This window comes from Haloferax chudinovii, from assembly GCF_042663345.1.
Lineage (GTDB): Archaea > Halobacteriota > Halobacteria > Halobacteriales > Haloferacaceae > Haloferax > Haloferax chudinovii.
Genome location: NZ_JBHTAB010000001.1, coordinates 140,034 through 153,678 on the forward strand (window position 1 = coordinate 140,034; position 13,645 = coordinate 153,678).

The 13,645-nt window shown below is 66.6% G+C and carries 10 protein-coding genes and 1 CRISPR repeat array (1 of these 11 running past the window's edge); of the genes, 2 read left to right on the forward strand and 8 right to left on the reverse strand.

All coding sequences use genetic code 11. The features are described 5' to 3' along the window. Positions 1–129: 129 nt before the first annotated feature. The 8 genes from ACFQI8_RS00745 to ACFQI8_RS00780 form a co-directional block, all read right to left on the reverse strand. Positions 130–1,446: an antibiotic ABC transporter permease gene (locus ACFQI8_RS00745; RefSeq protein ID WP_390242182.1), complete on the reverse strand. Its 1,317-nt coding sequence runs from the start codon at positions 1,444–1,446 to the stop codon at positions 130–132. A gap of 95 nt (positions 1,447–1,541) precedes the next feature. Continuing rightward, a complete protein-coding gene (locus ACFQI8_RS00750) occupies positions 1,542–2,498 on the reverse strand; it encodes a polysaccharide deacetylase family protein (protein WP_390242184.1) in 957 nt (318 codons plus the stop codon). A gap of 42 nt (positions 2,499–2,540) precedes the next feature. Then, positions 2,541–3,626, reverse strand: a complete 1,086-nt coding sequence (gene wecB, locus ACFQI8_RS00755) for a non-hydrolyzing UDP-N-acetylglucosamine 2-epimerase (protein WP_390242185.1) — start codon at positions 3,624–3,626, stop codon at positions 2,541–2,543. Continuing rightward, entirely contained in the window at positions 3,623–5,062 is a 1,440-nt protein-coding gene (locus ACFQI8_RS00760) for a nucleotide sugar dehydrogenase (protein WP_390242186.1), read from the reverse strand. Before ACFQI8_RS00760 ends, wecB begins: the two co-directional genes overlap by 4 nt. Further along, the gene (locus ACFQI8_RS00765; RefSeq protein ID WP_390242187.1) at positions 5,059–6,108 is read right to left on the reverse strand and encodes a Gfo/Idh/MocA family oxidoreductase; all 1,050 of its coding nucleotides are present in this window, start codon (positions 6,106–6,108) and stop codon (positions 5,059–5,061) included. The genes ACFQI8_RS00760 and ACFQI8_RS00765 overlap by 4 nt, the downstream gene beginning before the upstream one ends. Next, positions 6,105–7,208, reverse strand: coding sequence for a DegT/DnrJ/EryC1/StrS family aminotransferase (locus ACFQI8_RS00770; protein ID WP_390242189.1), 1,104 nt, complete (start codon positions 7,206–7,208; stop codon positions 6,105–6,107). The genes ACFQI8_RS00765 and ACFQI8_RS00770 overlap by 4 nt, the downstream gene beginning before the upstream one ends. Further along, positions 7,205–7,780: an acyltransferase gene (locus ACFQI8_RS00775; protein WP_390242190.1), complete on the reverse strand. Its 576-nt coding sequence runs from the start codon at positions 7,778–7,780 to the stop codon at positions 7,205–7,207. Before ACFQI8_RS00775 ends, ACFQI8_RS00770 begins: the two co-directional genes overlap by 4 nt. A gap of 182 nt (positions 7,781–7,962) precedes the next feature. Beyond that, positions 7,963–8,550 carry a metal-dependent hydrolase gene (locus tag ACFQI8_RS00780; RefSeq protein ID WP_390242191.1) on the reverse strand — a complete coding sequence of 196 codons (588 nt, stop codon included), beginning with the start codon at positions 8,548–8,550 and terminating at the stop codon, positions 7,963–7,965. Between the two features lie 423 nt (positions 8,551–8,973). Here ACFQI8_RS00780 and ACFQI8_RS00785 point away from each other — a divergent pair, with 423 nt between their 5' ends. Then, complete coding sequence (locus ACFQI8_RS00785) at positions 8,974–10,053, forward strand: DUF354 domain-containing protein (RefSeq protein ID WP_390242192.1); 1,080 nt, start codon at positions 8,974–8,976, stop codon at positions 10,051–10,053. A gap of 227 nt (positions 10,054–10,280) precedes the next feature. Then, entirely contained in the window at positions 10,281–11,339 is a 1,059-nt protein-coding gene (locus ACFQI8_RS00790; protein ID WP_390242193.1) for a glycosyltransferase family 4 protein, read from the forward strand. Positions 11,340–11,450: 111 nt separating this feature from the next. Next, positions 11,451–13,645: a CRISPR direct-repeat array (repeat unit 30 nt; unit sequence ACTTCAACCCCACAAGGGTTCGTCTGAAAC); it runs 61 nt beyond the window's last position.

Genomic DNA, 13,645 nt, shown 5'->3' on the forward strand with positions numbered 1-13,645 from the left:
ATCGACCCGCGGTCCGGCCGGGCCGCGTCTGCGTGTATCATTCGAAAAGACATTCTCGGACTACTGTGACGGGAGGACGGGGATTTGTTATGAAGCGACTAGCCAGCGTTCGCGCCGGCCTGCCCGCCGTCAGGGAGTCTCTGCCGCCGCCCGTAGGCGCTCGATACCGTCGGCGTCGATGCCGTAGCCGTGGGTCGGTTCGTCGGCGATTCTGGTGGCCACGTACTCGGCGATGGCGTAGGCCATCCACGCCTGACACCACCGCATGAGCGTCATGCGCTTGGTGTACAGGCGGTGTTTGCGGAAGTAGAACCGACCCTCCGACGGGACGTACATGTTCGCGAGCGCCCAGTCGATAGCGCGTTCGGCGCGGTCGTACTGTCCGGCGTAGGTGAACACGAGGATGCCCTGGGCCGTCGCGTGGATGTCACGCGGGTAGGGGTGCTCCTCGTCGAAGTTCGGCGCGCCGTCCTCGTCGAACAGCTCGCGGGCGTAGAAGTCGAGCCCGCGTTCGAGCGTCTCGTCGTATCGGCCACTGCCGACGAGTTGCTCGTAGCGCTGGAAGCACTCGACGATGAAGCCGTTGTGGTGGTTGTCCATCGAGAGGTGCGAGGCGCTCGCGGGCTCGCGGTAGTACCAGCCGCCGCGGTCGGTCTGCTTCGACGCGACGAAGTCGTACACCTTCTCGGCGCGTTCGAGCAGTTCCTCGTCGCCGAAGTGGTCGTACAGTTCGACGAACAGTCGCGCCCCGATGGCCAGCGCGTTGAGCGTGTAGCTGTCCTTCGGGTGCGAGAGGTAGTAGTCCATGACCGCGCCGTCGTCCTTGGGTCGGTAGTTGAGGTCGTCGAGCATCACGTCCACGGCGGTCTTGGCGATGTCCGGGTAGTCCGGGTCGAACTCGCGGCCGGCGAGGAGCGCCTTGACGCCGTAGGACGTCGAGACGATGTTCGGCGAGTGGGGAATCCCCGACCGCGGGCCGTTGCGACCGGAGATGTGTTGGATGACGTGGCGGTGACTGCCGGCGAAGCCGCTGTGACCCTTGGCTTGGTTCTCCACGAGCCACTCCGTCAGCGCCACCGCGTCGTCGCGGTACGTCTCCGCCGGCCGGTCGCCGTCGAACCACTCGGCCAACTGGGCGCGGGTCCGGTTCGCCATGGCGAACAGCGTGATGCCCTTGAAGTTCCGGCGTTGTTCGACGAGGAACAACGGGCGGACGTTGACGGGCGAGCGCTTGATGAACTCCTGGACCGCGAGGTTGAACCAGCGGTTGTCGATGGGGACCGAAAGCAGGAGCCTGCTACTCATACCGTCGCCGTAGTCCCAGCCCTTGTAGTCGCGTTCGCGGGCGTAGTCGAGCACGTCGTCGAGCACGTCGACGTACCGTTGGAGTCGCTCCGTGTCGGTGCCGGCGTCGCGTTGATACTGTGTCTTCGGTGATGGGTTCATGATACAGAATGGCCTCTCTGAGGGTACTGGCTGTCCGAGAGGAAGCCCGCTGGTGGCTTTGTTATGGGGCCGATACCGACCGACGACGTCGGATTCTACGGCGACGGCGAGCGGCCCGCGCCGCCGGCGGTCGCGCTTTCGGTCTCCGTCTCGCTCGATTCCTCGCCGGAATCGCGCTCGGCGAGGAACGTCCGGTAGTAGCCGGCGACGGGACCGACCCACGCGCCGCGGTCGAGCGCCCGCTCGACGATGCGGCGGTAGAGCCGGCGGTAGCCGGGGAACTCGTCTTCGTTGAAATACCGCGGGTGCCACAGCACGGTCATCACGGCGTCGTTCGCCTCGGCCTCGTCCAAGAGGCGCTCGCACTCCGCCCACGCCTCGTCGAACGCCGACCCGGGGTCGGGAAGCGACACCTCCATCAGCGTCAGCGGGAAGACGACGAAGTCGTCGCCGAAGGGTCTGAACGGCCGGTAGCCGTGTTGGAAGCCGTTTTCCGAACTCGACCCGGGGCTGGCGTCGTACTTCAAGCCGAGTTCGCGGTGGTAGCGCCACGTGTTCGGCCCGAGTTTGAGGTGGTGCTGTCGGCCGCCGACGACCTCGTGGCCGAGCACCGCTTCGAGTTCTCGCTTTTCGGCCCGGAGGCGGTCGAAGTCGTCGCACGACCGGAACGAGCCGTGGATGCCGACCTCCCAGCCGCCCTCGTCGAGGTCGCGGACGGCGGTGGCGACCGACTCCGAGTCGAGGTCGTACCGGCCGAGGTGTTCGACCCAGTTCTTCGGTTCGAGCCAGTCCGACAGCGACCCCGTTTCGAGGAGGCTCGGCTCGTTGAGGAAGTAGAACGACGAGCGGACGCCGAGGTCGCGTTCGAGCGCCATGATATCCTCGAACTGCCAGTAGGGGTTCTCCCGCCGGAGGAGCGTCCGCAGGTGGTAGCCGGGATTCGACTTCGCCGCGTAGTACAGCCCCTGATACGTCTTGTACGGGCGGTCCACGTCGTGGGTCAGACAGACGGCGAAGCCGGGGGCAGATTCGCTCGGTTCCGTGCGGGTCACGAGCGACTCACCTCGCGAACGCTCGCATCGCGCGTACTCGAATCACGCATCCTCGTACTCCGAGAGCGCGGCGACGATTCGCTCGGCGGCGCTCCCGTCGCCGTACAGCGAGGGCTTCTCCGGGAGCGGGTCGTCGTCGGCCAGCGCCGCCCGAATCGCGGTCGCGTCCGCGCCGACGAGGACGTTCCAGCCGGCATCGACGGTTTCGGTCCACTCGGTCTCGTCGCGGAGCGTGAGACACCGGGTATCGAGGTAGAACGCCTCCTTCTGGACGCCGCCGGAGTCGGTGGCGACGCGCTCCGCGCCGTCGAGCAGGCGGACGAAATCGAGGTAGCCGACCGGCTCCACGAGGACGACGTTCTCGGCGTCGGCGAGCCGCGACCAGAGGCCGCTGGCTTCGAGCGCCCCCTCGGTCCGGGGGTGGACCGGGAAGACGACCGGGAGCTCCGACGACGCCAACCCCTCTACGATGCCTTCGAGTCGGTCGCGGTCGTCGGTGTTGGCGGCGCGGTGGACCGTCGCGAGGACGTACTCGCCGTCTCGGAGGTCGAGGTCGCCGAGTATCGTCGACCGCTCGCGGGCGGCCTCGCGAACCCGGAGGACCGCGTCGTACTGCACGTCGCCGGTCACGGAGACGCCGTCGCGGATGCCCTCGGCCGCCAGCGTCTCGGCGGCCGACTCGGAGGGCGCGAACAGCAGGTCCGAACAGTGGTCGGTGACCACGCGGTTGACTTCTTCGGGCATCGCCCAGTTGTGGCTCCGCAGGCCGGCCTCGACGTGCGCCAGTGCGGGGTCGCGCTTCGCGGCCACGAGCGCCGCCGCGAGCGTGGAGTTGGTGTCGCCGTAGACGAGCACCACGTCCGGGGCCTCGTCGGCGACGACGGCGTCCAGCCGGGTCATCATCTCGGCGGTCTGGGCGGCGTGGCCGCCCGAGCCGACCCCGAGGTTGTAGTCCGGCTCCGGGATGTCGAGTTCGTCGAAGAACACGCCCGACATCGACTCGTCGTAGTGCTGGCCGGTGTGGACGAGCACCTCGTCGTGGTCGCGTCTGAGCGCGTCGGAGACGGGGAACGCCTTGATGAACTGGGGGCGGGCGCCGACGACCGAGAGCACTTTGAGACGGCTCATCGGCCCGGCCCTCCGTGCGCCGAGTCGGCCTCGACTGCAACTTCGGCCTCCAGCTCCGATTCGGTCTCGGACGCCCCGCTCCGCGGTCCGCCGCCGATTTCGTACACGCGGTGGCCGATGTCGCCGAGGGTGCCGCGGCCGTCGACGACGACGAGGTCGTCGAAGGCGGCCCAGTCGATGCCGTCGAACTCCTCGTGCGGCGTGACGACCACGGCCGCGTCGAGCGCGCGGGTCGGGAGGTCGGCGAGCGAGACGGGGGTCGCGCCGAAGGACGCGACGACCTCGTCGGGGAGCATCGGGTCGACCGCGAGGACGGTCGCGCCGAGGTCGTTCAGTCGGTCGATAACGCCCGCGGCGGGCGTCGCGCGGGTCTCGGCAACGCCGGGGCGGTAGGTGACGCCGAGGACGGCGACGGTCGCCCCCCGAATCTCTCGGCCCGCCGCGGCCAGCTCGTCGCGGAGTTTGTCGGCGGTGAACGCCGGCATGCTGTCGTTGACCTCGCGGGCGGTCAGGAGGAGGGGCGTCTCGGCGTCCACTCGACTCGTGATGAAGTACGGATACCACGGGATGCAGTGGCCGCCGACGCCCGGCCCGGGCGCGTGGATGTCGCAGTACGGCTGGGTGTTGGCCGCGTCGATGGCCTCGGTCACGTCGATGCCGAGGTCGTCGCGGAGCCGCGCGAGTTCGTTCGCGAGCGCGATATTCACGTCGCGGTAGACGCCCTCGAACAGCTTCACGGCCTCGGCGGTCGTCGCGTCGCCCACGGGAATCACCTCGTTCGCGGTAATCTCGCCGTAGACGAGCGCCGCGACGCGGGTGCTTTCGGCGTCGACGCCGCCGACGATTTTCGGGTGCGACTCGGTGATGTCGCGGAGCGCCCGCCCCGACGAGGTCCGCTCGGGGCAGAACGCCACGCCGAACTCGCCGGCCGACAGACCGCTTCGGTCCGCGAGATACGGGACGACGAGGTCCGTGCTCGTCCCCGGCGGGACGGTGCACTCGACGACGACGAGGTCGCCGGGCGCGAGGCCCCGCGCGATGCTGTCGAGGACGGCCTCGAACGCCGCGAGGTCGGGTTCGCGGTCGTCGGTCAGCGGGGTCGGGACGATGATGACGTGAATCGCGGCTCCCTCGGCCGCGTCGACGCTGTCGGTGGTCGCCCGGAGCGCGCCGCGTTCGGTCTGCTCGGCGACTAACTCGGGTAGTCCCGGTTCCTTCGCCACGTGGCACTCGCCGTCGTTGACGCCGCGGACCACGTCCTCGCTGATGTCGACGCCGGTGACGTTGCCCGTCGCGCGGGCGTAGACGGCCGCCAGCGGGAGGCCCATCTTCCCGAGGCCGTACACCGCGACGGGGACTTCGCCGGCGCGCAGGGCCCGCCTCTGTTCGTCTGGCGAGCGGTCGGAGCCGTAGAGTCCGGGGCGTTCGCGGCTCATTGCCGGCCCTCCGATGGTTCCGTGGTCGTCGCGTTCTCCGCGGTCTCGACGCTCCGAACCGTCGACTCGGCGTCGGTCTCGATGCGTCGGGCGAGGTCGATAGCGCGCAGGCCGTCAGCCGGCGAGACGAAGACCGGGCCGCCGTCGGTGGCGGCGTCGACGAACGCCTGTAACTCGTGTTTCAGCGGCTCGCCGGTGGAAATCATCGGCTGTTCCATGACCACCTCGTGGCGGTAGCGGACGCCCCCGTTGTCCCGGAGGTAGTCCGGCCGCGACTGGCGGAAAATCTGGACCGACTGGTTCAGGTAGTCCACCCGGATGAGTCGGTCGCGCGCGGTGATGTCGAGGGTCCGCGTCTTCTGCTGGGTGAGTCGGCTCGCCGTGAGCGAGGCGATGACGCCGTTCTCGAAGGTCAACTGCGCCGTCGCGTACTGCTCGTCGGGCGTGGCGGTCGCGGCCACGCGGTCGACCTCGGCGTCGACCAGCGAGAGCACCACGTCGATGTCGTGAATCATGAGGTCCATGACGACGCCGTCGCCCATCTCGCGGTTCAGCGGCGGCCCGAGCCGGTTCGCGGTGATTGCGATGGGTTCGACGCCGTCGAGGAGGTCGGGCAGGGCGCGGACGGCCGGGTTGAACCGCTCGATGTGGCCGACCTGAAGCACGACGCCGCGGTCCTCCGCGAGCGCGGCTAACTCCGCGCCGACGCCGAGGTCGTCGACGAATGGTTTCTCGACGAGCGCGTGGACGCCGGCGTCGATGCACTGCCGGGCGACCGACGCGTGGTAGGGCGTCGGCACCGCGACCGTCACCACGTCCACGCGGTCGAGCAGGTCCTCGATTCCGTACGCGTCGGTGCCGAAGTCGGCGGCGACCTCGGCGGCGCGTTCTGCGTCCGCGTCGGCGACGCCGACCAGTTCGACGCCGCGAAGCTCCGCGTAGACTCGCGCGTGGTTGGACCCCATCGACCCGACGCCGATGACGCCCGCTCGGACCGGCCGCTCTCGGCCGCCGTCGGCGCGGAGTTCGGCGGGTTCTCGGCTCACCTCGCCACCTCCACGTAGTTGGCGACCGCAGTCCCGATGCGCTCCACGTCGGCCTCGCTGAGTCCGGGGTGGACCGGGAGAGAAAGCACCCGTTCCGAGGCTTCCTCTGCGACGGGGGCCGACACCGCGAGGTGTTCGTAGGCGGGTTGCTTGTGGACGGGCTTCGGGTAGTAGACACCCGTGGCGATGCCCTTCGCGCCGAGGTACGACTTGAGGGCGTCGCGCTCGATACCGTCGCAGGCGACGGTGTACTGGTGGAAGACGTGGGTCCGGTCCGGCGGCGTGTGGGGCGTCGTGACCGGTGACCCTTCGAGGTACTCGGTGAGCGCGGCGGCGTTGGCCTGTCTCGCGCGAGTGAACTCGGGGAGGCGTTCGAGCTGGACCCGGCCGATGGCCGCGGCGAGACTCGTCATGCGGAAGTTGTGTCCGACCTCGGCGTGTTCGTAGCCGGAGACGCGGCCGTGGTCCACGAATCGGGCGGCGCGCTCGGCGACGTCGGCGCGGGTGGTCGTAATCATGCCGCCCTCGCTCGTGGTCATGTTCTTCGTCGGGTAAAACGAGAAGCACGCGGCGTCGCCGAAGGAGCCGACGCGCCGTCCCTCGACTTCCGCGCCGTGGGCCTGCGCGGCGTCCTCGACGACCAGGAAGTCGTACTCCTCGGCGAGTTCCGCGAGCCGCGTCATATCGGCGGGGAGGCCGTAGAGGTGGACCGCGATGACGGCGTCCACCCGTTCGCCGGCCCGGAGTCGCGCTTCGAGCGCGTCGGGGTCGATGTTGTACGTCCGCGGGTCGATGTCGACGAAGTCCACCTCCGCGCCCGCGAAAGCGACGGCGTTGGCCGTCGCGATGAACGTGAAGGGCGTCGTCAGGACGCGGTCGCCGGGGCCGACGCCGAGCGCGTGGAGCGCGGCGTGGAGCGCCGTCGTTCCGTTCGAGGTGGCGACGCCGTGGTCGGCCCCGCAGTAGTCGGCGAACTCCCGCTCGAAGCCCCGAACCTCGGGGCCGTCAGCTATCATGCCGCTTTCGAGGACGGCCGCGATTCGGTCTCGTTCCGCCGCGCCGAGTTGGGGCGCGGCGATGGGGATGTGGTCTGCACTCATCGTCGTATCCTGTTTTCTCCCCGCAGTTGTTCCGGCAGGTCGCGGTGGACGGCGGGGACGCCCACGGCGAGGGTGCGCGGCGGCACGTCGTTCACGACGAGCGCGCCCGCGGCGACGAACGCGCCCTCGCCGACCGTCACGCCGGGGAGGAGCGTCGCGTTCGCGCCGATTGAGGCGTGGTTCTCGATTATCGGACCGACCAGCTCCGCGTCGGTGCGGACCGGATAGGGGTCGTTCGTCATCACCACGCCCGGCCCGACGAACACGTCGTCGCCGATGCGGGTGTTGGTGGGGATGTAGACGTTCGTCTGGATGCTCACGCGCGACCCGATGGTCGTGGTGCCGTCGACGACCGTCTCGGTCCCGAGGAGGACCTGGTCGCCGATGGCCGTGTGCTCGCGGACGAGGACGTTGTGGCCGGTGACGAAGTCGTCGCCGATGGTCACGTCGTCGTAGACGATGGTGCCGGCGCGGATTCGCGCCCGGTCGCCGATGACCGGGTCGTCGCCGTCGCCGTAGCCGATGGTGACGCCGTCGTCGACGTGGGACTCGACGCCCACCTCGGCGCTCATCGGCGTCCACCTCGCGTCGGTCGCGCTCCGTCGGCCGTCTGTGTCGACTCAGCGGTCGGCCGGGTCGACTGGAAAATCTGGAATCTCATATCATGTCGGCGGGGAGTCTGCCTGCCTTAGCGAAATTCAGTCTCGGTGAGGGCTTTGTTATGGAGTGGTTGCCGCCCGGATTCCGGTCGCAGTCACTTCGTAACGCCGCGGCGGATTCCGGTCACAGAGCGCTTGAGAAGCTCCACACCGGGCGCGCCGTCACCGAGCCAGAGTCGAAAGGCGCTCCCGAGCAACGCGAGTTCGAACGCGACCAGAATCCACGCCCCGGGCCGGCGGAGGAACACGACAAAACGGCGCAGGTAGAACCACGTCTGGGCGAAGAAGCCGCCCATCGACGACTCGCTCCCGTGGGACAGCGGCCAGAGGAACGCCCGAATCACGCCGTAGTTCCCGAAGAAAAAGCCGTTGTACAGCAGGTCCGCGGGGATGTGCGAGAGGTAGCCGAGGGAGAAAGCGACCCCGACGGTCGTCGCCCCGTAGCGCCGCGCGGCGGCCACGACGGCTATCGAGAACGGAATGGAGACGAGAATCGAGTGCGCCGCAGAGATACCGCTCGGGAGGATGCCGAACGACCACGCCAGCGGCTTGTCGACGAGGTCGGGGAACTGCGTTCCGAACAGCACCGCCAGCGCGGCCCAGCCGTCGAGTCGCCGGCCGGTCACCCGCGCCCACAGAGAGACGAGGATGTAGCCGACGGCGGCGTGTTCCCACGGGAACATCAGCGGTCGCTCCCGGTCGGTCGGCTCGTCGTTGCGGTCGGCCGGTTCGTCGTTGCGGTCGGTCCAGCCGCCGCGTGTCGGCGGTTCGTCGTTCCGGTCGAGTGGCCCCGCGCCGTCGCGTCCGTGTCGGCGGTTCGTCGTTGGGGGGTGCGAGTGGGGATAGGCGTTTGAGACATCTGGTTTGTGGGGCGCGTCGGCGAGCGGTTGTGGAAGGCGAGATTTCCTCCCGCGTCGGGTGCGGATGGGCGAAACGGTGCGCGAGCGCCCGGTCAGGGAACCCGAGTGCTCGTCCGGATTTTGTTATGGCGACCGTAACGACTTCGGGCCGATTTTCGCTGTCGGCGGTCGGCGTCGACTCGACCGAAATCGGTGGGTAGACGCCGTATAACTACTCTTGCGGGGCGCGTGGCATCTCCAGAGAGTATGCGATACCTGTTCTTCACCAACACGCCCGCGCACGTCCACCTCTACAAGTACGCCGTCAGAGAGCTTCAGGCGATGGGTCACGACGTGCTCGTCCTCGGCCGCGACTACGGCTGTACCAAGGACCTCCTCGAATACTACGACCTCCCCCACGAGATTTACGGCTCCTGCGGGACGACGAAGTACTCGCTTTTCAGGTCGCTCCCGTTCCACTACGTCAACATCTTCCGGGCCGTGCGGCGGTTCAAACCCGACCTCATCTTCGGGATGGGCGGCTACGCGGCCCACGCCGGGGCCGTCTCGCGGACGCCCGTGGTCCTCCTGCTCGACTCCGAGCCGACCTCGCTGGACCACGTCGTCTCCCGGCCGTTCGCCAAGGCGATTCTGACGCCGCACACCTTCGGGAAGGACCTCGCGGACAACCACTACCAGTTCCGCGGGTTCAAAGAGACCGCGTACCTCCACCCCGACGTGTACGAGCCCTCGGTCGATATCCGGGCCGAACTCGGCCTCGGTCCCGACGAGAAATTCGTCGTCGTCCGGTTCAACGCGTTCGGCTCGCACCACGACGTGGGTCACGGCGGGTTCACCCCCGAGCGCCGCCGCGAACTCATCTCGATGTTGGGCGCGCGCGCGACCGTCTTCGTCCTCGACGAGAGCGAGGAGCGCCGCGACGGCGACCTCGACACCCGGCCGTTCGACTTCCACCCCGCGCTCGTCCACGACGTGCTCGCCGAGGCGAGCCTGCTCGTCGCCGACACCCAGACCATGGTCACCGAGGCGGCGCTCCTCGGGACGCCCGCCATCCGGTCGAACTCCTTCGTCGGCGACGACGACATGGGCAACTTCGTCGAACTCGAACGGCAGGGACTCATCTCCAACCTCAAATCGTTCGACGACGTGATGGCCCGCGCCGAGGAACTCCTCGCCGACGACGGCGCGAAGGCCCGCTGGGCCGACAAGCGCGACGCGCTCCTCGCGGACAAGGTCAACCTCACCGACGTCATCGTCCAGGTGGCGCTGAACTACGGCTCCGTCGAGACGGTGGACTCGCTGACGCGACACACCGTTCCGGCGTAGTCGGTGCCTCGTCGCGACCCCGCCGCCGTCGCCGACGTTCCGACGTCATCGAAGGCGTTCCCGCGGCGTCTCCGTCCGCCCTCGAAGACGGTCAACCGACCCATAACTAACCCCTGAACCGCCCAATTTTCGCGTATCGACCGGCGCGCGCTCGCGCCCGCCTCGACGCGTCCCGCGACTCGAGTCGGAGTCCGCGACTCCTCGACCACGACCCGCAGAACCAACCCATGAAGCCCAAGCAAACACTCCTCATCGTCGGCCCGAAAGGAACCGGCGGCATCGACCGATACATCACCGAACAGCGTCGCTACCTCGAAGACCGGATGGACGTGCGCGTCTACACGCGCTACACCGCGCCGAAGGGCGAGGGGCTCGAACTCGCCGCGCGGATGCTCCTCTCGTCGCTCGTCGCCGTCGCCCTGTTTCCCTTCCAGCGACGCCCGGACATCGTCCACGTCCACTCGTCGCACACCTACTCGTTCTACCGCGCGGCGTTCTTCGCCCTGTTTTCGAAGTACGTCTGGGGCGTCCCCGTCGTCCTCCACATCCACGGCTCGTCGTTCGACGACTTCCTCGCCACCGACTCGCGGGTCGTCCGCCGACTCCAGTCGCTCGTCTTCGACGCCGTCGACGACGTGGTCGTCCTCTCTGAGTACTGGCGCGGCCTCGTCTCCCGCCTCGCCGGCGAGGAGAAGGTCCACGTCATGGCCAACGCCGTCGAGCCCGCGGAGTACGACCCGACGTACCCGACCGACCCCGTCCACCTCGTCTTCGTCTCGAACCTCATCGACCGCAAGGGCATCCGCGAGTTCCTCGACGCCGTCGAGAGACTCGAATCGACGCCCGGTCTCGATTTCGAAGTGAGCATCGGCGGCCGCGGCCCCCACGCCGACCGCGCCGAGGCCGTCGCCGACGCCCACGACAACGTCTCGTATCTCGGCTTCCTCTCCGAGGCGGACAAACGCGACCTCCTCGGCCGCGGGACCGTGTTCGTCCTCCCGACCTACGCGGAGGGGCTTCCCATCGCCATGCTCGAAGGCATGGCCGGCGGCAACGCCATCGTGACCACGCCCGTCGGCAGTATCCCCGAGGTCATCACCGACGACCGCGGAATTCTCGTTGCACCCGGCGACGCCGAGGAACTGGCGCGGGCGCTCGCCCGACTCGTCTCCGACCCCGAGGAGGCCGTCCGCATGGGCCGGACGAACCGGGCGGTCATCGAAGAGCGCTACTCGTGGCAGTCGAACGCGGACGAGTTGGTGGCGATGTACGCCGAGGCGGCGTAGCGCCGGGCTCTGTCTCTCTCGCGCGTTTTCGTCTCAACGACTCTTCGATTTAATCCCACAGGGGTTCGCCTGGAACCCGGCCGACACGTCCGACCCGTCAGAGTCCGCGATGCTTCAATCCCACAAGGGTTCGTCTGAAACGGCCGTCGCGGCCAACCAAAGACCCTCAAACCCATACTTCAACCCCACAAGGGTTCGTCTGAAACGTCGGACGGAATAATCGATGCGTGTCTCAACAGCTACTTCAACCCCACAAGGGTTCGTCTGAAACGCCGGTGCCCGGCGTGGGTGTCGTTCGTGTGTGTCTATACTTCAACCCCACAAGGGTTCGTCTGAAACGCGCTGACGAGTCTGCAGTCCGCACACCGTGACAGACTTCAACCCCACAAGGGTTCGTCTGAAACGACGGTCGGATTGACTGGTCGGTGGATTATAAAGAACTTCAACCCCACAAGGGTTCGTCTGAAACTGGCGTCGAGTTCGTAGCGCGGAGGGTCGCGAGCGACTTCAACCCCACAAGGGTTCGTCTGAAACTCGACACGCTCGGTCGGCCGGACAAGTTCCTCACTTCAACCCCACAAGGGTTCGTCTGAAACATCTCTTGGGAATCCGTGAGGTCTTCCCGCAAGTGACTTCAACCCCACAAGGGTTCGTCTGAAACCGGCAAGGTCGGCGTCGAAGACGAAATCACGGTCGTCGACTTCAACCCCACAAGGGTTCGTCTGAAACAATCCTGCCGCGCGGACAGCCTCGTTCCACGTTCCACTTCAACCCCACAAGGGTTCGTCTGAAACGAGTACCTTCTCGACACGCACCTGACTGACCTCGGGAAACTTCAACCCCACAAGGGTTCGTCTGAAACTTGCTCGACGAGCGACGGCTTCGCTCTTGCAAGAACACTTCAACCCCACAAGGGTTCGTCTGAAACAGTACGGGAACACCGCGCAGACGGACGCGGACGCACTTCAACCCCACAAGGGTTCGTCTGAAACACGCGGGGTTCTTCGAGGTCGAGTCAGCGACCGTCACTTCAACCCCACAAGGGTTCGTCTGAAACTTCGCGAGTGGGCCGACTCGTCGATGCTTAGCTTCTCACTTCAACCCCACAAGGGTTCGTCTGAAACCGTCATCGCCCCGCTCAAGCCGGGGGCGTTCGAGGAACTTCAACCCCACAAGGGTTCGTCTGAAACCCGACCGCACGATTTGTTTCCCGACGTGAGTGTTGAACTTCAACCCCACAAGGGTTCGTCTGAAACCACGACGACACGGTCGCCGACACGATCCTCCTGTCACTTCAACCCCACAAGGGTTCGTCTGAAACTGGCCTCCGCGTCGGGGACCTCTGTGACGCGGCCGAGACTTCAACCCCACAAGGGTTCGTCTGAAACTCGGACGGAATAATCAATGCGTGTCTCAACAGCCACTTCAACCCCACAAGGGTTCGTCTGAAACCCGTCATCGTGTTTTCTCGTCCAGGTCTTCGAACTTCAACCCCACAAGGGTTCGTCTGAAACTCGAAGATCGTCACGGACGAAGACACCAGTGGTCGAACTTCAACCCCACAAGGGTTCGTCTGAAACGACGTCGGTCGCGCCTTCGAGCGCCATCCAGTGGTCACTTCAACCCCACAAGGGTTCGTCTGAAACCGATGTAGCCCTGCACGGTGTCTCCGTGCACCTTATCACTTCAACCCCACAAGGGTTCGTCTGAAACACCGGTTCCGCGGAGAACCTCGACAACCGGTCGGCACTTCAACCCCACAAGGGTTCGTCTGAAACCCGATGAGCAGCATGTGCGGGTCGCCCCGGCGACTTCAACCCCACAAGGGTTCGTCTGAAACAATCGCATCCCCCTCGATGACTGGCGCTGACGAGTCGACTTCAACCCCACAAGGGTTCGTCTGAAACGGGGTCTGTGGGAGTTGGTCGACGACCCGAGAGACACTTCAACCCCACAAGGGTTCGTCTGAAACCATGGCAACTAACTCTATCGACGCGATCCGCCAGCAACTTCAACCCCACAAGGGTTCGTCTGAAACGACCTCGCCCGGTACGACTTCGAGCGCGACGAGGTGACTTCAACCCCACAAGGGTTCGTCTGAAACTCTCGAAGGCGTCGCCTAACGACCCTTCGCACGCCGAACTTCAACCCCACAAGGGTTCGTCTGAAACTACCCCACCAAACCGTTGCAGTTAAGTCACGAGAGACTTCAACCCCACAAGGGTTCGTCTGAAACTATCTAATGCCAATCGTTGTTACCACGGAGTTTCCAACTTCAACCCCACAAGGGTTCGTCTGAAACCCGG

Bases quoted from the DNA above. Each gene is read 5' to 3' on its own strand.
- ACFQI8_RS00775 (WP_390242190.1), bottom strand. From the start codon at position 7,780: ATGAGCGCCGAGGTGGGCGTCGAGTCCCACGTCGACGACGGCGTCACC.
- ACFQI8_RS00745 (WP_390242182.1), bottom strand. From the start codon at position 1,446: ATGAACCCATCACCGAAGACACAGTATCAACGCGACGCCGGCACCGAC.
- ACFQI8_RS00790 (WP_390242193.1), top strand. From the start codon at position 10,281: ATGAAGCCCAAGCAAACACTCCTCATCGTCGGCCCGAAAGGAACCGGC.
- wecB (WP_390242185.1), bottom strand. From the start codon at position 3,626: ATGAGCCGTCTCAAAGTGCTCTCGGTCGTCGGCGCCCGCCCCCAGTTC.
- ACFQI8_RS00780 (WP_390242191.1), bottom strand. From the start codon at position 8,550: ATGTTCCCGTGGGAACACGCCGCCGTCGGCTACATCCTCGTCTCTCTG.
- ACFQI8_RS00785 (WP_390242192.1), top strand. From the start codon at position 8,974: ATGCGATACCTGTTCTTCACCAACACGCCCGCGCACGTCCACCTCTAC.
- ACFQI8_RS00770 (WP_390242189.1), bottom strand. From the start codon at position 7,208: ATGAGTGCAGACCACATCCCCATCGCCGCGCCCCAACTCGGCGCGGCG.
- ACFQI8_RS00760 (WP_390242186.1), bottom strand. From the start codon at position 5,062: ATGAGCCGCGAACGCCCCGGACTCTACGGCTCCGACCGCTCGCCAGAC.